Annotated in this window: 12 protein-coding genes; 11 read left to right on the plus strand and 1 reads right to left on the minus strand. The window is 69.6% G+C overall.

The features are described from left to right. Positions 1-231 precede the first annotated feature (231 nt). The 9 genes from KGA66_RS31420 (at position 232) to KGA66_RS05040 (ending at position 14,768) form a co-directional block, all read left to right on the plus strand. Positions 232-1,689 (plus strand): helix-turn-helix domain-containing protein, encoded by a 1,458-nt coding sequence (locus KGA66_RS31420; RefSeq protein ID WP_211464998.1) that lies wholly within the window; start codon positions 232-234, stop codon positions 1,687-1,689. A 141-nt stretch (positions 1,690-1,830) separates the two neighbouring features. Next, on the plus strand, positions 1,831-3,072 hold the full coding sequence (locus KGA66_RS05005) for a hypothetical protein (RefSeq protein WP_211465000.1): 1,242 nt from the start codon (positions 1,831-1,833) through the stop codon (positions 3,070-3,072). 669 nt (positions 3,073-3,741) lie between these two features. Further along, a complete protein-coding gene (locus tag KGA66_RS05010) occupies positions 3,742-4,752 on the plus strand; it encodes an iron-containing redox enzyme family protein (protein ID WP_211465002.1) in 1,011 nt (336 codons plus the stop codon). A 59-nt stretch (positions 4,753-4,811) separates the two neighbouring features. Then, positions 4,812-6,107: a cysteine desulfurase gene (locus KGA66_RS05015; RefSeq protein WP_312886757.1), complete on the plus strand. Its 1,296-nt coding sequence runs from the start codon at positions 4,812-4,814 to the stop codon at positions 6,105-6,107. 2 nt (positions 6,108-6,109) lie between these two features. Next, on the plus strand, positions 6,110-7,192 hold the full coding sequence (locus tag KGA66_RS05020) for a thioesterase domain-containing protein (protein WP_211465004.1): 1,083 nt from the start codon (positions 6,110-6,112) through the stop codon (positions 7,190-7,192). After that, positions 7,189-8,481 (plus strand): MFS transporter, encoded by a 1,293-nt coding sequence (locus KGA66_RS05025; RefSeq protein WP_211465005.1) that lies wholly within the window; start codon positions 7,189-7,191, stop codon positions 8,479-8,481. Before KGA66_RS05020 ends, KGA66_RS05025 begins: the two co-directional genes overlap by 4 nt. Positions 8,482-8,488: 7 nt before the next feature. Continuing rightward, on the plus strand, positions 8,489-11,527 hold the full coding sequence (locus tag KGA66_RS05030; RefSeq protein ID WP_211465007.1) for a non-ribosomal peptide synthetase: 3,039 nt from the start codon (positions 8,489-8,491) through the stop codon (positions 11,525-11,527). A 4-nt stretch (positions 11,528-11,531) separates the two neighbouring features. Beyond that, a complete protein-coding gene (locus tag KGA66_RS05035; protein WP_211465014.1) occupies positions 11,532-13,088 on the plus strand; it encodes an amino acid adenylation domain-containing protein in 1,557 nt (518 codons plus the stop codon). Positions 13,089-13,100: 12 nt separating this feature from the next. Beyond that, positions 13,101-14,768 carry a DUF885 domain-containing protein gene (locus KGA66_RS05040; RefSeq protein WP_211465016.1) on the plus strand — a complete coding sequence of 556 codons (1,668 nt, stop codon included), beginning with the start codon at positions 13,101-13,103 and terminating at the stop codon, positions 14,766-14,768. 123 nt (positions 14,769-14,891) lie between these two features. Here KGA66_RS05040 and KGA66_RS05045 read toward each other — a convergent pair whose 3' ends face one another. After that, positions 14,892-16,007: a substrate-binding domain-containing protein gene (locus KGA66_RS05045; protein WP_211465018.1), complete on the minus strand. Its 1,116-nt coding sequence runs from the start codon at positions 16,005-16,007 to the stop codon at positions 14,892-14,894. 466 nt (positions 16,008-16,473) lie between these two features. Here KGA66_RS05045 and KGA66_RS05050 point away from each other — a divergent pair, with 466 nt between their 5' ends. Together KGA66_RS05050 and KGA66_RS05055 are read left to right on the plus strand one after the other, a co-directional pair. Beyond that, positions 16,474-18,609, plus strand: a complete 2,136-nt coding sequence (locus KGA66_RS05050; protein WP_211465020.1) for a DUF2264 domain-containing protein — start codon at positions 16,474-16,476, stop codon at positions 18,607-18,609. Positions 18,610-18,635: 26 nt separating this feature from the next. After that, positions 18,636-19,952, plus strand: coding sequence for an ABC transporter substrate-binding protein (locus KGA66_RS05055; RefSeq protein WP_211465022.1), 1,317 nt, complete (start codon positions 18,636-18,638; stop codon positions 19,950-19,952). Positions 19,953-20,085: the final 133 nt, after the last annotated feature.

Raw genomic sequence — 20,085 nt, forward strand, 5'->3', positions numbered from 1 at the left:
TCTCCGGCCGAACGGCAATTCGGCAGTCTCTCCGGGAGGAATGACATGCACACGGGTGTTCCCCGGGGCGATGACGTGCACGGCGGTGGTCCGCGTGCGCACACGGCGTCGGCAGACGGGCGGACCCGACGCGCCACGGACGTGCTGGACATGCAGCGCGCCGCCCGCAGGGGCGGAACCGCGCAGTTGCTCCGGTGGCTGGCCGTCCGTACCGGGGCGAGTGTCCTTCTGGTGAACCGCTCAGGCGTCGTGGCCTGCCCGCCCGCCTCCCCCCTCGGCGAGGCCGAGCGAGATCTCGTACTGCGCGGGGTGCGAGAGGCCGCGGTACGGGGGCCGAAATCCGTGGCCATCGACCGGGAAGACCTCGCCTGCGTCGTCCTGCCCCTCGACGGCCCGGCAGAGGTGGGCGCCCCCCTGCTCGCGGCCGTGATGCCCCGGCCGACACCGCCTGATCTGCCGCTCCTGCTCGCGGACGCCACCTCCAGCCTCAGTCTGTGCTGGGAGGTGGAAGACGCCCGGCGGCAGCACAGCCGGCTGCGGATCGCTGACGCCCGCGCCCGGGAAGCCGTCCTGCATCTGCTGATGAACGGCCAGATCTCAGCCGCACGCCAAGTCGCCGGGGCGCTGGGAATCACACTGCCCGCCGTCGTATGGGTGTACGTCATCGAGGGACCGCCCGCAGAACGCGGCGCGGCAGCGGACGCACTGGCCGAAGTGGCCGAGGGCGCGTGGGTCGTGCCATGCCCCGTATACGCCGATCACCTGATGGTGCTCGCGGACGCCGACTCCGAAGCCCACGCAGACAACCCCCCGCAGTGGGCCTGGCCTGCCTCGGTGGCGGAAACCTGCCGGATCGGGGTGAGCGACGCCGTGGCCCTGCGCGATACCGCCACCGGCTACGCCCAGGCCTTCCACGCCCTCGCCGCCGCACGCCACCGCACCGAGAGGCAGGCCTCCTTCGCGGCCCACGCCGACCTGGCCCTCACCATCGGGCCTGCCGCGGCAGCCTGGGCCGAGGCCTTCCTCGCCCCGCTGCACGCCCACCGCGCCCGGCGCTCGCAAGACCCTGACAGTGCGGAACTGCTGGCCACCGCGGCGTCATGGCTCAGTTTCTCCTCGCACGCGACCGCCCATCTGAAAATCCACCGAAACACCCTGACGGCGCGCCTCACCCTCATCCAGGAGTTGCTGGCGCTCGACCTGAACCGGCTCGCCGACCAAGCCGCACTGGCCTTGGCACTGCGCGCGCTCGCCGCACGCAACCCGCCGCGCACCGAGCACCCCGAGCACCCCGAGACCGAGCGTGGAACGGCGCCCTCCATGGACGAACTCCTCGCGCTCCCCCACGTCGCGGCGTGGGCACAACGACAGTTCCAACCTGTACGCGCGCTCGACGTCCCCACCTATGTCGACCAGACGCTCACCACCTGGCTGCGCCTCGACGCACGCATCGGCCCGACGGCCGCTGCGCTGTCCCTCTCGGCATCGGCGGTACGCAAACGTCTGGCTCGCAGCGAAGCACTGCTCCAGCGCTCCCTGCTCCGCTCCCCCAGCGCCGTCCACGACCAGTGGCTCGCACTGCGCGTCCTCGACCTGGCCGAGCAGTCCCCCGAGGCCCCCTCGAACGACGAAGAGGTCGAATTCACCGAAGAACGGCAGACGGGCCGGGGTCAGGGCACGAGAATGTAGGTCACGCACGTCGAGGTCTTCCGGACGGGCAATGCGGGAACTTCCATCCGCGAGACCTCGTCCTGCGCTCGTACCCTGACGCGCCCGTCCGCGTCCGCGCAACCACCCCTCATTCGGGAAGAGCTACCTAAGGAGCCGACTATGGATGACGAGATTGGGCTGATCAGCGATGGCGATGGCCTGGCGGTCATCGGCAATCCGGCGGCGGTCGAACGCTTCATCGTCTCCGAAGGACTCTCGTCGCGGGACCTCGGACTGCACCGGCTCCGAACCGCCCTCGGCAACACGGCCGCGGTGGCACAGGCGGGTTCCGAGATCGCCGCCGACTCAGGTCGCTGGGTGAAGCTCACCAAGGACTCCGCGCGACTGGTCGACAAGTACGGGCTGAGGGAAAGCTCGAAGACGGGTCTGCGCACCGGTGTGCTGAAGGGGCACGAGGGCCGGGTCAAGGGATTCGTCGAATTCGCGAAGGGCCCCCGATCGTTTCGGGCGAGCCCGAAGCTTCTGGCCGGCGCGGCGGCGATCATGGCGCAGCTTGCGATGCAGCAGGCCATGGACGAGATCGTCGACTATCTCGCCACGATCGACGAGAAGGTCGACGACGTGCTGCGCGCCCAGAAGGATGCCGTACTGGCGGGCATGATCGGAGTCGACCTGGTGATCGAGGAGGCCATGGCCGTCCGAGAGCAGGTGGGCCGGGTCTCCGAGGTCACCTGGTCGAAGGTGCAATCCACGTCGACGACGATCGCGGGAACCCAGGCGTACGCGTTGGGCCAACTCGAGGCGCTCGGGGAGAAGGTGGAGCGCAAGAGCAAGATCGGTGATCTCGCCAAGGCGTCCAGGGAGGCCGAGTCCAAGGCCCGGGAGTGGCTCGCTGTTCTGGCTCGTTGCTTCCAGTTGCAGGACGCGATCGCCGTGCTCGAACTCGACCGGGTGCTGGACTCGGCTCCGGACGAACTGGACGGGCATCGACTCGGGCTTCGAGTCGCGCGACAGAACCGGCTGGAACTCATCTCACGCAGCACCGAACGCCTGATGGCCCGCATAACCGCGGCTGCCGGCACGGCCAACACGAAGGTGCTGTTGCACCCGACCGCGTCGCGGGACGTGGTGCGTTCGAGCAACCGGGTCGAAGACCTCGTCGTTGACCTGCACGCACGGCTCGGGATCGAGCGCGATCGACAGTCGTTGGAGGCGAGAGAATGGGTCGAAGCGGCCGCGCAGGTGAGGGACAAGGTGCTCGAGACGGGTACAGAAGGCGTCGATGCCGCTCTGCGCCTCGGCAACGAGACCCTCGATCGGGCCAGATCCGCGGCGGGCAAGCTCTCCAGCGGGATCGCCGAGCGAGCGCTCCGTCTCCGCGGGGACGACGAAGAAGGCTGAGAGGGCGTCGGCCCTCAGCCGCATGGGCTCCCGTGGACCCGTTTCCAGTTCGCGGGTCCGGTTCACAACCTCCAACTCACGCTGTTCCCGCCCCGTTGGCCGATCGTCGAGCCGACACGATGCGCGCCACAGGGCGGGCAGATCGGCGGCCAGGGCGCTCCAGCAGGCGCGCGACCAGCCGGTTTTCCGGCTCAGCCGGCTGATACTGCCACTCGGCGCGCTCGACTACAAAACCCCCGTCCGTAACCAGAAACCGCCTGGTAACAGCGGATGTCCACCTCGGTATATTCCGAGGTGGTGTCCAGAACCGTGTCGAGCGCGTTACCTGAAAGTCTCTGTCAACTCCACCGCTGACGGTCTTGACGGAGTGGATTGCCTCGGATAGCTTCGAATCAGCCCCCTGTCAGGGGTGATCAAATGGCCGATCTGGCCGCTTGCATGTCGCGAAATCGAGCGACGTGAACGGGTGCAATCAAGTTGTTCGGGGAGGTGACGAGCTATGTCCATCAGCATCAAGCCGGTTGAGAAGCCCCAGATCAGCAAGGTGAGTGGCGCGGTCCTCTGCGGCTGATCCACGAGAAGGCCGCGGTGGGCGGCCCCACGTGAGGCCGCCCGCCGCGTGCCGTCGACCGGAAAGTCCTGCGCTCCATCTCAACGGGGAGAGAATCAGTGATATCCATCGAAGACGTCGAATTCAAGCCCCGGCTGCGGCATTGCACCTTCTTCGTGCCGAACAGCGGAGCAGTCCTCATGATTGTCGGCGACCAGCACTTCGAGCTGGAACAGCAAGGCGCTGATCTTAAGACGTTCCTCAATCTCAAGCGCTATCTCGACGGCCGGCACACCATCGCCGAGATCTCGAAGATCACCGGTGTGAGCGTCGAGGACACGGTCGGGATCGCGAACGCGTTCGCCCAGCAGGACCTGCTGCGCAAGGAGGACGAGAGCCTCGAGCAGATCCCGACGGAAACGTTCCTGAAGCAGATCGACAAGTCAACGGGGATGTGGACCGAGCAGATCGGCTACCACCGGCTGTGGTCCGGGCTCGAGAAGCAGGACTACCGCAAGGAGGTCTTCCTGGGGCTGGTCATGGAGACCTACCACTACATCAAGTCGGCCAGCAGGCACGTGTCCACCGCCATCTCCCACTGCACGGACCCGGCGTGGCAGCGGCTGCTCTCGCAGTACCTCGCCGAAGAGTACGACCACGCCTGGATGGCGCGGGAGTGCCTCGTGCGCATGGGCATGCCCGCCGAACAGGTGGACAACGCGCATCCGGTGATCGGCACCTGGTCCTGGATCAACAACCTGTGCCAGATCGCCCGCGAGGACACCTTGGGTTATCTCGCCTGCACGAAGCTCTTCGAAGCCCGCGGCATGGACACGCTGGAGGGCGCGCACACGCTGCAGAGCCTCGCGACCGCCTACGGATACCCGGACGGGTGCATGGATCCGCTGGTCTCACACGTCGAGGAGGACGTCCGAGCCGAACACACCGGGCTGCTGGAGGAGGCGCTCAGCGACCGCACGTCCGTGCCGGCGTGGCAGGCTCACCGGGCCGTCAACAACCTGCACGACCTGAAGCACTCGTACGATCAGTACAATGACGGCATCATCCTGTACTATTCGGACGTTTCCAACTATATTCCACGTCTCAAGGTTGACTATTTCAGCCTGTAGCCTATGGCTTGTCGGGGGCTTTTCAGCTTACTGAATCACGGATCCGAAGGAGACGTTCAGTGCAATCAAACGGGGATTGCCGGGTGGACGTCGCGGCGGTGCGCCGCGACTTCCCGATCCTGGACAGGACGGTGCGCGGCGGCAAGCGCCTCGTGTACCTGGATTCCGGGGCCACCTCCCAGAAGCCGGTACAGGTCCTGGACGCCGAACGGGAGTTCCTGCTCAGTTCCAACGCGGCCGTGCACCGCGGGGCGCACCAGCTGTCGGAAGAGGCGACCGGCGTCTACGAGAAGGCGCGCAACCGGGTCGCCGAGTTCGTCGGCGCGGCCTCCGAGGAACTGGTCTTCACGAAGAACGCCACGGAAGCGATCAACCTGGTCGCCTACGCGATCGGCAACGCCGCCTTCGCGGGTCCGAAGTCGACCCGGTTCAGGCTCGGCCCCGGCGACGAGGTCGTGGTGACCGAGATGGAGCACCACGCGAACCTCGTGCCGTGGCAGGAGCTGTGCAAGCGGACCGGGGCGACGCTGCGCTGGTTCACGTTCACCGACGAGGGCCGCCTCGACCTGTCCGAGATCGACACGCTGATCAACGAGCGGACCAGGCTCGTCGCCTTCACACACCGCTCGAACGTGCTCGGCACGGTCAACCCGGTCGACGTCCTCGTCGCCCGCGCTCGCGAGGTCGGCGCCATCACGGTGCTGGACGCGTGCCAGTCCGTCCCGCACGGCGTGCTCGGGGTCGGCGCCGTCAACTTCCCCGCGCTCGGCGTGGACTTCGCGGCTTTCACCGGCCACAAGATGCTGGGCCCGACGGGCGTCGGCGCCCTCTACGGCCGCGCCGAACTCCTCGATGCGCTTCCGCCCTTCCTGACCGGTGGCTCGATGATCGAGTCCGTCCGGATGGAGGAGACCACGTACACGGCCCCGCCCCAGCGGTTCGAGGCGGGCGTCCCCATGGTGTCGCAGGTGATCGGCCTGGCAGCGGCGACGGACTACCTCACCGGCGTGGGCATGGCGAACATCGCGGCGCACGAGCAGGAGCTGACCGAACTGGCGCTGGCCGGCCTGGCGCAGATCCCCGGAGTACGCGTGCTCGGCCCGACCGACGCGGTCAACCGCGGCGGCGCGGTGTCGTTCAACATCGACGACATCCACCCGCACGACGTGAGCCAGGTGCTCGACAGCCTGGGCATCGCGGTGCGCACCGGCCACCACTGCGCATGGCCGCTGCACCGCAAGCTCGACGAGGCGGCCAGCGTCCGAGCCACCTTCTACCTCTACAACGACGCCGATGAGGTCGCGGCCCTGCTCGAGGGCGTCCGCGAGGCGCAGCGCTACTTCAAGGCGGCGTGACGATGCAACGAGCCGACATCGAGCGGGCGCTGTGCTCCATCTGGGAGGACCTGCTCGACACGGACGTGACGCCCGAGGACGACTTCTTCGCCCTCGGCGGCTATTCGCTGCTCCTGGTCGACGTGGTCGCCCAGGCGCGCAAGGCCGGTTTCACGCTGGCCCCGGACGAGGTGTTCGAGCACAAGACGCCGCGCGCGATCGCGGCGGCGCTGCTACCCGAGAACGCCGACACGAAGCCGACGGCCGATCCCGTCGACGCCGATCCCGACTTCAACGACGTGTGGGCCACCGGCCTGAGTCCACTCGATGTCGAACGGCGCTCGACGCTGACGCCGCTGACCGACGGCGGGCGGGGCACCCCGCTGTTCTGCTTCCACTGGGGCGCCGGGAACATCGGCTTCGTCCGCGAGGTGGTCGACGGCTTTCGCGGCGAGCGCCCCGTCTACGGCGTCGAATCGGTGGGGTTGTGGAACCGGGAGCGGCCCTCGCTCTCCCTGGTCGAGATGGCTGCCCGCTACCTCGAGGACATCCGCACGGTGCAGCCGCACGGGCCGTACCTGCTGCTCGGGCCGTGCGCCGGCGGCCGGCTGGCGTTCGAGATCGCCCGGGTGCTCGAACGGGAGGGCGAGAGCGTCGCGGTGCTCGCGCTGGCCAACTCGATGCCTCCCGAGGTGACCGAGCTGGATCCCAGTTGGGGGCTGCGCGAGTTCTACAACTTCAGGCTGGCGTCCCTGCGCCGGCAGTTCGGGGTCACGAGCCTCGGCGCGCAGCGGGAGCGCGTCATCAAGGCCATGATCGAGACGGCCAAGATCGAACCGGGGATGGATCCCGGGGACCTGCACTGGCTGCAAGCCGTCTGGGCCGCGGGCAACTTCGCCCAGGAGCACTACGCCGCGCGCCACTACGGCGGCGAGGTGACGGTGTTCCAGCTCGCCTCCACCGCGCAGCGCGAGGACGCGAAGTGGGAGCGGGTGGCGGCGAGCGTCGAGGTGCACACGTTCGAGGCGGCGGACACCCTGCCGCTGTTGCGCGACCCGGGTTTCACGCAGATCCTGCGGAAGAAGCTGGCTGCGTTCGAGCAATGACAGGGGAAAGCGTGCGCACGGGGCGGATCGGCAGGGCCGGCCGGGCCTGGCTGGCGGAGATGGCCCCGGACTCCGCGCTGGCCAGACGGTTCGCCGCGCTGGCGATGGCGCAGTCCCTGGGCTTCGGGGTCTTCCTCACCAGCGGCGCGATCTTCTTCACCCGCACGATCGGCCTGACGTCCACGCAGGTGGGCGCCGGGCTCTCGGCGGCCGGCGTGTTCGGGCTCGTGTTCACCGTGCCCATCGGCCGCGCGGCGGACCGGCTCGGCGCGCGGATTCCGCTGCTGCTGAGCTACGCGGCGCTCGCGGTGCTGTTCTGCGTGTACTGCGTGGTGAGGAACTTCGAGGGCTTCATCATCGTGGCGAGCCTCATCTCGGTCGCCGAGACGAACTCCAACCCCCTGCGGATGACCCTGACCCGCGCGTGCTTCCCGAAGAGCGAGCACGTGCGGATCGGATCGCAGATGCGGGGCCTGTTCAACGTCGGCTTCATGCTCGGCGCCGTGATCGCCGGCGGGGCGCTGGCCGTGGGCACCCGTGCGGCGTTCGAGGCAGTGGTGCTGTTCACCGCGGCGACCCAGTTGCTCTGCGCCCTGATCACCTGGCGGCTGCGGGCGCCGAAGCACGTGCGCACGCAGCACGCCGCGGGCGCGAAGCCGCGTTCCGGTCTGCGGGACCTGCGATTCGTCGGCGTATCGCTGCTGAGCGGGATACTCGAGCTCTACCAGCCCATCCTCACCGTGGGCCTGCCGCTGTGGATCGTGCTGCGCACCCACGCCCCCGCGAGTCTCAATGCCCTGCTCCTGGTGGTCGACACGGCGTTGGTCTTCATCCTCCAGGTGGCCGCGGGCCGGGGGGCGCAGACGCCGTCCGGGGCGGCCCGGCTGCTGCGGCGTTCCGGCGTGCTGCTGGCCGTCTGCTGTCTCGTGTTCGCCGCCACCGAGCATCAGCACTCGGCGATAGCGGTACCGCTGCTGCTCGTCGGCGGGGTCATCCTCGTGCTCGGCGAGATCAGCCAGGCGGCCGGCTCGTTCGGCGTCTCGTTCCACCTGCCGCCGCCGGGCCGCCAGGGCGAGTACCAGGGCGTCTTCGCGCTCGGGCGCGGCCTGCAGCAGACAGCGGGGCCGTATCTCGTAACCGCGCTGGCGGTCGGGCTCGGGCGGGTCGGCTGGCTCATCCTGGCCGCGATCTTCCTGGCCGTCGGCTTCGCCTGCGTCCCGCTCACGGCGAGCGCCGAACGGGCCACGAGCATGCTGCTCGAGGGGCAGAGCGCCGGCGCGAGTGTGTGAGGCCCCGATGCCGCCCTCTTCGCTGCACGCGCTCCTGCGCCGCCGGGCGAGCGAGCGCCCCGACTCGATCGCGTTGGTCGGCGACGGGTTCAGTCTGACGTACCGGGAACTGGACGACGCCTCCGACGGCTTGGCCGTGAACCTGCGCGAGGAGGGCGTCAACGCCGGCGACCTCGTCCCGGCCCTGCTGCCGCGCGGCGTCGAACTGGTGACGGCCGTGCTCGCGATCCTCAAGGTCGGCGCCGCCTACGCGCTGCTCGACCCCGAATGGCCACGAGCCCGGCTCGATCAGGTCCTTGAGGAACTCAAGGCGCCCCTCCTGATCGGACCGGACCATCTCGCCGGCTCGTTCGGCCTCCCCGTCCGGTCGCCCGCCGCGACCCGGCCCGGGCACGCGACGCGACCGGAACCCGTCGAGACACCGGACTCGGCCCCGTGCTGCGTCTTCTTCACGTCCGGCACGACGGGCCGGCCCAAGGGCGTGCTCGTCCCGCACCGGGCCGTCACGCGGCTCTTTCGCCCCGGCACGTTCGCCCGCTTCGACCAGAACACCGTCATCGCGCTCGCCGCGCCGACGCCCTGGGACGCCTTCGCCCTCGAACTGTGGTCCGCGCTCGCGAACGGGGGCACGTCGGTCCTGATCAACGAGCCGTACCTATCGGCCGGCGAGTTGCGCCGGGTCGTCGCGGGACACGGCGTGAACACGGTCTGGCTCACCGCCAGCCTGTTCAACATGATCGTCGACGAGGATCCGGCGGCGTTCCGCGGGCTACATCACGTGATGACCGGCGGGGAGCGGCTTTCCGGCCTCCATGTCCGGCGCTTCCTCGAACACCACCCGGACGTCGCGCTGCTCAACGGCTACGGCCCGGTGGAGAGCACGGTCTTCGCCACGACCCACCGCATCACCGCGCGGGACTGCGAGCCGCCCGGCGACATCCCGATCGGCAGCCCCGTGCCCGGAACGGAGGTATACGTACTCGACGGCACGGACGAGTGCGAGACCGGCAGGCCCGGGGAGATCTGCGTCGGGGGCGACGGTCTGGCGATCGAGTACCTCAACGACGCCGACCTGACCCGGCGGCGTTTCCCGGAGACGACGGTCCGCGGGCGCGCGAAAAGGCTTTACCGGACCGGCGACCGCGGCTGGTGGGACGCGGACCGGTTCCTGCACTACGGCGGCCGTCTCGATCGCCAGGTCAAGATCCGGGGTCACCGGATCGAGCCGGCCGAGGTCGAGAGCCAGATCGAGCGGCATCTCGACGTCCGGCGCTGCGTCGTACTGCCCCGTACCGACAGTGCGGGACGCGCGGACTCGTTGGCCGCGTTCTGCGTGCCGGTGACCGAAGGCGACCAGTTGACGCACTGGCATGACCGACTGAGCCGCGTGCTCGTGCCCTACCATCTGCCGCGAACCGTCGTGAGCGTCGCCGCCTTCCCGCTGACCGCGAACGGAAAGCTCGATGAGCGGGCGTTGCTCGCGCTGGCCGGCGAACGCGGCGCCGATCGCGCCGAGACCGGGCAGGACGGCGCGCTCGACGGCGTCACGGATGACCTGACCCGTCAGGTGGCGGCCGCGTTCGCGGCGGTGCTGGGCCGGTCCTCGGCGCCGCTCGACGTTTCGTTGCCGGCCCTCGGCGGCACGTCCCTCGACGTCGGCCGCGTGTGCGCACGGCTGTCCGCCGAACTGGGGCGCCCCGTCCCGATCTCACGGATGCTCGAGAACCCCACGGTCTCGGGTCTGGTCGAGTGGCTTCGGCGCAGCGCGCGGCCCGGCCCCCCGGCCGCGAGCCCGCCGCCGGGAGCGGGCGTCCCTCTTACGTCGATGCAGATCGGCTTTCTCACCAGGCAGTTGCTCGACCCCGACGATCGATCAGCCTACTGTCTCAATGTCTGGAGACTGTCCGGGTCGATCGACCTCGCTCGCCTCGCCGAGGCGCTGGGCACGGTTCAGCAGAACCACGAGGCTCTGCGGGCTCGGTACGTTTACGCCCGCACCGCGCTCGCTCACGTGCTCAACGTGCCGGCGCCCGAGATCATCGTGCTGCCGGAGGCCGGAGACGAGGCCACCGCGCTGACGTCGCTGCGCGCCGAACTCAACGGGCCGCTGGACCTCGATGCCGGGCAGGTGTGGCGCGCCGCGTTCGTACCGCTGCCCGGTGCCTCGGGCGGCGGCATGTTCGGCTATGTGGTGCACCACATCGCGTACGACGGATGGTCAGAGCACGTCCTGGCCGAAGACCTGGCCGCGGCGTACAACGCCGCCGACTGCGGCGATCCGCCGACGGCCGGCTCGTCTCTCGCCGAGGCGTGGGCGATTCGCAGCGACCAGCGCGCGCTCTGCGACCTCGAACGGCACCAGGCGCAACTCGTATCAGAGCTCAGTCACACTCCGGACCTTGTCTACCCACCGGTCCCGGCCGGCGACGACGCGGCCGGACCGGCCAGGGCGCAGGCGCTCATCGGCCACGACGCCGTGAACCGCCTGGACACGGTCGCGCGCGCGGCGGGCGTGACGCGATTCTGCGCCCTCATGGCCTGCTACGGACAGGCGCTCGCGGAACTGACAGGTCAGCGCGACTTCGCCGTCGGCGTCCCCGTCGCCCGCCGCGCCGACGGTCGGCTCGCCCGATCAGTGGGCTGCCACGTCGACATGGTGTGCGTACGCCTGCGCGGAGAGCTGACCCGCGGGCTCTCGGCGGCGTTCGAGGTCGGCCAGGCGGTCGAACGCGCCCTCGCGACGCAGGAGTTCGGCTTCGGCGAGGTCGTACGCCTGCTCAACCCACCGCGCACGAAGCGCACTGCGGTCTTCCAGAACATCCTGGCCTACCAGGACAACGCCGTACCGCGGCTCGACCTCAACGGCCTGCGGACGACCCACCTGCGGGGCACCTATCCGGGCCTGCCCGCGGAGATCCAGACGGACGTGTGGCCGAGTTGCGACGGATTGCTCGTGTGCACCAACTACCTGCCCGCAGCCGTCGCAGCGGACTTCGCGACGGCGTTGGCCGCACGATTCGCGGAACTGATCGACGAGCGAGAGTGAATCCATGACAGACCTCTCAGACGCCGGCTCCCTGGTCGAGCTCTTCCAGGCGCAGGCGCGGCAGAACCCCGGCGCCACGGCGCTCGTCGACGCCGCAAGGTCACTGAGCTACGCCGAGCTCGACGAGGCCAGTGACCGGCTCGCCGCGCGTCTGCACGCGGCGGGCGTGCGCCGAGGCGATCTCGTCGGGCTGCTGCTGCCCCGCTGCGCCGAGATCCCCATCGCGATCCTGGCCGCGCTCAAGTCCGGGGCGGCCTACGTCCCACTGGACCCCGACTATCCCGGCGAGCGGCTGCGCTACATGGTCGCGGACGCCGGCATCCGGACCGTCGTCGGCGATCCGGATCGGGCCAAGGAGCTCGGCCTGCACGTGCAGAGCGTCGATCCGGGGCAGGACGGCGCAGCCTGTGCACCCGCGCCCGCTGCGCCCCTTCCAAAGGTCCGCGGCTGCGACCCCGCTTACGTCATCTACACCTCGGGTTCGACCGGCGACCCGAAGGGCTGCGTCGTCTCCCATCACAACGTTCTGTCTCTGCTGCGGTCGGCCCTGCCGCTCTTCGACGTCTCCGGCGCCGATCGCTGGGCGCTGTTCCACTCGTTCAGCTTCGACGTCTCGGTCTGGGAACTGTGGGCGGCGCTGGCCACGGGCGCGACCGTAGTGACGGTGCCGCTGCGGGTGGCGCAGTCCCCGACCGCCTTCGTCACGTATCTGGCTGAGCAGAGGATCACCGTGCTCGGCCAGGTCCCCTCCGTGTTCCGTGCGCTGGCGGCGGCTTACACCGAGGCCGACCGGCCGCGACTGTCCCTGCGTTACCTGGTCTTCGCCGGGGAGTCGGTGAACCTCGACGTCATCGCCGGCTTCCTGGCCGACTACGCGGGGGGATCCTCGCCGATCGCGGTCAACATGTACGGCCCGACCGAGACCACCGTGTTCGCGACGCATCGGATCCTCTCGGCAAGCGACCTGCGCGGCCCGGTGCGTTCCCCCATCGGCTCCAGTCTGCCGCACCTGTCCATCGAACTGCGCGGCCCGGACGGCGCGGCCGTCCCGGAGGGCGGCGTCGGCGAGATGTGGGTCGCCGGCGACGGCGTGAGCACGGGCTACCTGAATCGTCCGGAGCTGACGGCCGAGCGATTCGTCGTCGACGGGCCCGGCGGCTGCCTGCGCTACTACCGCACCGGCGACCTCGCCCGGCGGCTCGCGGACGGCTCCTTCGAGTACCTCGGCCGCGACGACCAGCAGATCAAGCTGCGTGGGTTCCGGGTGGAACTCGGGGAGATCGAGGCCGCGCTCAGAGCGCACGAGGATGTCAAGGATGCGGCTGTCACCGTGATCACGACATCGCGCGGCGCACAGTTCCTCGTCGCGTGCATCGTGCCGGCTGACGGCGCGCCGCCGAACCCGGGCCCGACCCTGCGCGCGCGCCTCGGCGAGATCCTTCCCTCGTACATGGTGCCGGACCGCTACAAGTTCATCTCCGAACTGCCGCTGACCGGCTCGGGCAAGCTGGACCGGGATGAACTGCGCCGGGTGGCCGCCTCCCGTGACCGCGCCGCGTAGACGGAGGGGCCGATGACCACCGCAGTCCGACTCGCCGACGACCTGTTCGCGCTGCTGAGCGAGGAGGACCCGCTCAACGCCTCGCAACTGGGCGTCGCGGGCCACGACGACAGACTCAGAGACCTGAGCCCGGAGGCGGAGTCCTCGCTGCGCGACCGGGCCGCGGCCATAGCCGGCCGCGCCGAACAGCTCGAGGGCGCGGCGTTGTCCGTCGAGGACCGGCTGACCACCGCGGTGGTCAGACATGAGGCGGCCGCGCTGCTGGCCCGGATCGGGTGCCATGGCGTCGAGTACACGATCACGGACATGTTCTTCGCGCCCGCCGCCGAACTGCTCACCTTCCTGCCCACGGCGTCGGTGTCGGATTCCGACAAGAAGCGGGACTACCTGGCGCGCCTGGCGAAGATCCCGACGCTGCTGGGCCAGGCCGCCGACAGAAACCGCCAGGGCGGCGCCGCCGGCCGAACCGCGGTGGCCCGCCTCGTGCGCGCCGCCATCCGGCAGGTCGAGGACTATCTGGCCGATCCCGCGAGCGACCCGTTCCGCAGGCCGACGCCGCCGGCACCGGACCCGCGGTTCCAGGAAGTCCGAGACGGTCTGCTCGCCGACGTGGTCCGCCCGGCCTTCGCGACTTACCGCCACCGCTTGGCGGACGAGGTACTTCCGCACAGCCGCCAGGACGACATGCCCGGCCTGTGCTGGCTGTCATCGGGCGAAGAGTGGTACACGGCACTGGCACGAAGCCACACCACGACCCCGCACAGCGCCGCCGAGCTTCACGAACTCGGCCTCGAACGCATCAAGGAGCTGCAGGAGTCGTTCGCCGAGATCGCGAGCCGCCTTTTCGGGACGTCCAGCTACGCCGACGCATTGACCACGCTGCGCGAGGACCTGTCCTTGCGGTGCCGCGACGGGGAAGAGATACTCCGGCTGACCCGCGAGGCGATCACGCGCGCCGGGGACGCCGCACCGGACTGGTTCACGACACTGCCCGAGGCACGTTGCAGTGTCGAGGCGGCCCCGGAATCCGGGCCCGCGGCCTATTACCTGCCTCCGTCACTGGACGGCGAGAGGGCAGGCACGTGCTACGTGAACACGGGCAACGCGAGCAAGCGCGAGCTGTACGGCATCGAAGCTGTGGCATACCACGAAGGTGTTCCCGGCCATCACCTGCAGCTCTCGCTCGCACAGAAGCTCTCCCATCTGCCGATGCTTCGACGCACCAGCGTCCTGACCGCGTATGCCGAAGGCTGGGGCGTCTACGCGGAGCGCCTCGCCGACGAGATGGGGCTCTACTCCGGTGACCTCGCCCGGCTGGGCATGCTGGCCGTCGACGCCCGACGCACCGCGCGGCTCGTCGTCGATACCGGCCTGCACGCCTTCGGTTGGAGCCGCGACCAGGCCGTCTCGTTCATGTGCGAGAACACGGCGCGGCCGCTCGTGGAGATCAACGGGGATGTGGACCGATTCATCGCGCTCCCCGGCCAGGCCCTGGCCTACACCATCGGGCAGATGGCGATTCTCGACATACGCGAGAAAGCGAAACACACTCTGGGGTCGCGTTTCGACATCCGGGCATTCCATGACATCGTGCTGAGAAACGGTGCACTGCCCCTGAGCACACTCGCCGAACTCGTATCGACCTGGGCCCGTGGCGCTCGCGAGCCTCAACCACACTGACCATCCGTTGCGGATACCTCGCCAGGTACGCGCAGCATCGACTTGCGCGCGCGGAAGTCTGATGCTGCCCCGGGTCCGGGGAACCTCCAGGACCCGGGGCGGCCGCTGAACGCCTGGCTCCGGTCAGCGGGCCGAGCGCGGCGGCGCCGACGACTCTCGCACGGTCAGCGAGGGGCTGATGATCACCCGGTGGGCGGGCAGGTCGGGGTCGGCGAGGCGGTCGGTGACAAGCCGGACGGCGGCGCGGCCGATGGAGCGACGCGGTGGCCGGACCGCGGTGAGCGGGGGGCTGCACAGCCCCGCGATCTCGTCGTCGTAGGCCACCACCGACAGATCACCGGGCACGGACAGGCGGCGCTCCTCGCAGCGCTGGACCAGGGCGATGGCCTCGGCGTCCGCGTGCACGACCAGGGCGGTCGTGCGCGTGGCGAGACAGCGGTCCAGGACCACGTCCAGCGCCGCCTCCCAGGCTGCCGGGCGCGGTGGGACCTGAGCGTCCACGGTCGCGGCGGCGTCCTGCCCGCAGTCGGTGATCGCCTCCAGCCAGCCGCGGTGCACGTGCGGGCTCGTCGGGCTGTGCTCACCGAGCAACACGCCGACCTTCTGGTGGCCGAGGGAGACCAGGTGGCGCACGGCCATGGCGGCGCCCAGCGCGTGGTCCGTCACGACCGACTCGACCACGGCGTGGTGTGGGCCGACCGTGGCCGTGCGCTCGATCAGCACCACCGGCATGCCCGTCGAGGCCAGCCAGTCGACCGTGCGCTCCGCGGTCGGCGCGTCCATCCGCGGGGCGACGATCAAACCGTCGACGCTCAGTTGCTCGACCAGCCGGATCAGCTGGGGCCGGTCGTCCTCGCTCTTGTAGGAGGAGCCGCGAAGAACGATGCGCGCGCGAAGCTCTCGCGCCGCCTCCTCCGCGCCGCGCGCCACGTCGGGCCAGTAGTAGTCCAGCGAGGGCACCAGCATGCCGACCGTGCGGGTCCCGCTCGAGAGCATCACGGCGCTCACGTCCTCGGTCGCCGCGTCGTCGTCGAACTCCGGAAGCGCCACGCCGCCGTGCACCCGGCGCACCAGCCCTTCCGCCGCGAGCTGGGCGATGTCCCGGCGGATGGTCACCGCGGCGGCGCCGAGCCGGCCGCTGAGATCGGTCACGCGCAGCACACCGTCATGCCGCAGCGCCTCGAGCAGTTGCGCGCGGCGAGCGACCTGAAGCGGTCCGCGGGTCTCGGGTGGACTCACCGCAGTTCCTCCACAGTAAGTTCAAGGGGCCGACCGGACCCGACGCCGTGACGTCGACCTCCAGCCGGATGAACCGGTATGCCCACCGCGGTCAGCATGGGGTCCAGGCGGACGCCAGCGGCCCGGCGAAACGGTCCGCGCTGATCGACATGTCTCCCCTTAACGCGTCCACGACGAGCAGCTGATCGAATGTGAGCGTATCAGATCGATGTGTACCGCCAACGGAGGGCCAAAGGCTGCGCAGCGCGAAGCTTTCACCGCCGCATCGATCGGTATCGATCGTTGACACCGGACTTCGTTCGACGTGGCTGTAGGGATTTAGCCGTAATGATGGTGAATTGGTCGAGCGTATCGGATCGTATTTGATCATATAGAGCCACAGAAGTATTGACATGCTCGCTTTCGATCGCTTGCATGTCCCTGCGACACTCCCGTTCACCTTGTGAGCACCGGCGCAGGAGGGGACATGCCAAGCGATCCGCCAGTGGCTCCCGGCCGCGCACGTGGGACGGATTGGACGCGTCAGGACTGGATTGGCTTCGCTGACCTGCTGCTTGGCTCCGCGCGGCGTTTCGCCTCGCCCGGCCACGCACGGATCACGCCGCCCGGGCCCGAGGGCGGCTACGGCCGGGCAGTCGACGGACTCGAAGGCTTCGCCCGGACGTTCCTGCTCGCCGGCTTCCGCATCGCCGCGGAGCGCTGCGCCGGGCTCGACGAACTCGCCGACTGGTACGCGAGGGGTATCGCCACCGGAACCGACCCCGCCTCGCCCGAGCGCTGGGTGCGCCTCGACGAGCACGCGCAGGCGAAGGTCGAGGCCGCTTCCATCGCGCTCGTGCTCGACCTGACCCGGCCGTGGATCTGGGACCGGCTCACGCCCGCGGTGCAGGAGCGAGTGGTCGAATATCTCTCGCCAGTCGTTGGCGACGCGACCTACCCGCAGATCAACTGGGTGTGGTTCCGCATCGTCGTGCAGACGTTCCTGCGCTCGGTGGGCGCGCTCTCGTCGGTCGACGAGATCGAGGAAGACCTGGCCACGCACGACACCTTCCGTCGCGCCGACGGCTGGCTGTCCGACGGCCAAGAGCGGGCCTACGACCACTACGCGGGCTGGGCACTGCACCTGTATCCCACGCTCTGGGCACGGATGTCGGGTGCCGCCGACCTGGCGGCCGACCGGCGCGGCCGTGACGTCGCCGCGCTGGACCGGTTCCTCCAGGACGCCCTCGCCCTCGTCGGCGCGGACGGGTCGCCGCTGATCCAGGGGCGCAGCCTGACCTATCGTTTCGCCGCCGCGGCGCCGTTCTGGGTGGGAGCCGTCGCCGGCGTGCCGTCGCTGACGCCCGGTCAGCTGCGTCACGCCGCCGGCCGCATCGTCGCGCACTTCGCCGATCGGGGCGCGCCCGACGAACGCGGCCTGCTCACCATCGGCTGGCACGGCTCATGGCCCCGGCTGGCCCAGATCTACTCCGGCCCGGGCTCGCCTTACTGGGCCAGCAAGGGACTGCTCGGTATCTCACTGCCCGAAGACCACCCGGTGTGGACCTCGCCGGCCGAGCCGCTGCCCGTGGAGGCCGGTGACTACGTGCGCGCGGTGAGCGCGCCGGGGTGGCTGGTCTCAGGCACCCGCGCGGACGGTGTTGTGCGCGTTAACAACCACGGCACCGACCATGCCGTCGAAGGATCGATGGTCGCTGACTCGCCGCTGTACGCCCGCCTGGGCTACTCCACCGCGACCGCTCCCCTGCTCGACGAAGCCGGCTGGACCGGACCGACAGACCAGTGCGTCGCCGTGCTCGACAGCCGAGGGCGGGCCACGCATCGCAGCGGAATGCGAACGCTGATCGTGCGCGTCGACGACTGCGAAGCCGGGCCGGTCGCAGTCGCCGGATCGACGACGCTCGCGCACTGGGTCGAGGCAGAACCGGACCAGCGCGACTACGGCAACGGCCGCATCGGACCATCCGTCCCGGCCGGCCGGCTCACCGTCTATTCACTGGTACGCACTGCCTGGGAACTGCGCCTCTGCCGAGTCGACGACGTGGCTGAGGGTCTCGACCCAGGCATGTTGCGGCTGCGGATCTCCGGTTGGCCGGTCGCCGGCGACGGCTCGGCCGAGGTCTCGACGGCGGGCGTGACGGCCACTGGCGCGGGACTGACCTCCCGCCTGCACGGTATCCCGATCGGAGGCGTCACGGCGGACGCCGTCGTGGTCGCGACCGGCGCGGGCGTCGCAGTCCACGGCGACGCCGGCCCGCTCGGCAGCCCGGTCCGCGTCCCGTGGCTGGATCACGCGCTTCGCCCCGGCGCCTGGGTCGCCGCGCTCGTCGGACTGTCCGGCAGCGCAAACCGGCACGACCACGGGACCTGCCGCGTCACATTCGACCCGGTTGATCAGGGCTCTGTCGTTCGGATCGGTGGCGATGAACGCCGTTTCGATGAAGACCGTGTCGATGAAGACCGTGTCGATCAGGACTCGGGCGATCAGGCGCCCGGCGTCAGGGTCGAGTGGCCGGACGGCCGCAGCACACACACGCGCCTATCCACGCGCACAGGCCAGGGAAGCCACAGCGGCGACCCGGTGGCAATCCGGGCCCTGTGACGGGCCCTCGTCTCGAAGGAGAGAGGATGAAGCGCCTTGTTTCCGCCGCGCTCGGCCTCACCGCGGCGGCCTCGCTGCTGGTGGCCGGTTGCAGCAGCGGATCCCCTGCGGCATCGGCGAGCGCGGGCGTGCCCAGCGGCCCGACCACGCTGACCCTGGCGGGCTGGACCCTGTCCACCACGCCGGAGTTCAAGGCTCTCGCCGACGGCTTCCACGCGGCTCATCCCAACGTGACCGTGCAGCTGAAGGAGTACGACGCCACCAACTACGACACGCAGATGATCGCGGACCTGGCCGCTCACTCGGCTCCGGACATCTACGTGCTCAAGAACCTGAAGAACTTCTACACCTACCAAAGCGGCGGCCAGCTCGTCGACGTCTCGGACGTCGCCAAGAGCCTGGGCAGCGGCGTCGGCGGCCTGTCCGACTACCAGGTCGGCGGCAAGGCCTACGCGATCCCGTACCGCCAGGACTCCTGGGTGCTGTTCTACAACAAGGCCCTGTTCGACAAGGCCGGCATCGCCTACCCGGACGGTTCCTGGACCTGGGACAAGTACGTCAGCATCTCCGAGCAGCTGACCGCGGCGCTCAAGGACAGGGGTTCGAAGGCGGTCGGCGACTACCAGCACATCTGGCAGTCGACGGTGCAGGGCTTCGCGCTCGCCCAGACCCCCGGCGCCAAGCTGACCAGCGGCGACTTCAGCTATCTCAAGCCGTACTACGACCGGGCGCTGGCCTTGCAGAACGCCGGCGCGCAGCCCACCTTCGGCACGGTCAGCACCAACAAGCTGACTTACCAGGCGCAGTTCGGCAAGCAGCAGGCCGCGATGATGCTCATGGGCACCTGGTACATAGCCACCCTGCTCAAGCAGCAGAGGACCGGTGACGCTGACACCTTCCAGTGGGGCATGGCGCCCGCACCGCAGTTCGACGCGAGCACCACGGGGACGTCGGCGACCCCGGTCACCTTCGGCGACCCGACCGGTCTCGGCATCAACCCGGCCATCAGCTCCGACAAGGTCTCCGCGGCCAAGGCGTTCCTCGAGTACGCGGCCGGCGTACAGGGCGCCAAGTCGCTGGCCGCCATCGGTATCACCCCGGCGGACACCGCCGCGGTGGCCTCCGACTTCTTCTCGCTCAAGGGCATGCCGAGCGACTCGCTGTCCAAGTTCGCCTTCTCCACGCACGACACCAAGCCAGAGAACCCGGTGTCCAAGTACACGACGGGCCTGCAGGACCTACTCAACGACCTGCATACAGCGGTGATGTCAGGCGGCAAGGGCATAGACGGCGCGATCAGCGACGCGCAATCACGCGCGAAGAGCCAGGTGCTCAACCAGTGACGCCGTGCCAGAACCCAGTGCTATCGAACCCAGTGCCGTCGAACCCAGTGCCATCAAGCACGGCATAAGCACCACGCGTCGAACCCGCCGCGCCGCATCCCAGCGGCACCGGCAAGGCAGTCACTTGCGTGAC

It is taken from the genome of Actinocrinis puniceicyclus (assembly GCF_018283645.1).
In the GTDB taxonomy this organism is placed as follows: Bacteria; Actinomycetota; Actinomycetes; order Streptomycetales; family Catenulisporaceae; genus Actinocrinis; species Actinocrinis puniceicyclus.

Excerpts from the sequence above, each read along its gene's own strand:
- KGA66_RS05020 (WP_211465004.1), top strand. The coding sequence starts at position 6,110 with ATGCAACGAGCCGACATCGAGCGGGCGCTGTGCTCCATCTGGGAGGAC.
- KGA66_RS05005 (WP_211465000.1), top strand. The coding sequence starts at position 1,831 with ATGGATGACGAGATTGGGCTGATCAGCGATGGCGATGGCCTGGCGGTC.
- KGA66_RS05030 (WP_211465007.1), top strand. The coding sequence starts at position 8,489 with ATGCCGCCCTCTTCGCTGCACGCGCTCCTGCGCCGCCGGGCGAGCGAG.
- KGA66_RS05040 (WP_211465016.1), top strand. The coding sequence starts at position 13,101 with ATGACCACCGCAGTCCGACTCGCCGACGACCTGTTCGCGCTGCTGAGC.
- KGA66_RS05055 (WP_211465022.1), top strand. The coding sequence starts at position 18,636 with ATGAAGCGCCTTGTTTCCGCCGCGCTCGGCCTCACCGCGGCGGCCTCG.
- KGA66_RS05025 (WP_211465005.1), top strand. The coding sequence starts at position 7,189 with ATGACAGGGGAAAGCGTGCGCACGGGGCGGATCGGCAGGGCCGGCCGG.
- KGA66_RS05035 (WP_211465014.1), top strand. The coding sequence starts at position 11,532 with ATGACAGACCTCTCAGACGCCGGCTCCCTGGTCGAGCTCTTCCAGGCG.
- KGA66_RS05050 (WP_211465020.1), top strand. The coding sequence starts at position 16,474 with ATGCCAAGCGATCCGCCAGTGGCTCCCGGCCGCGCACGTGGGACGGAT.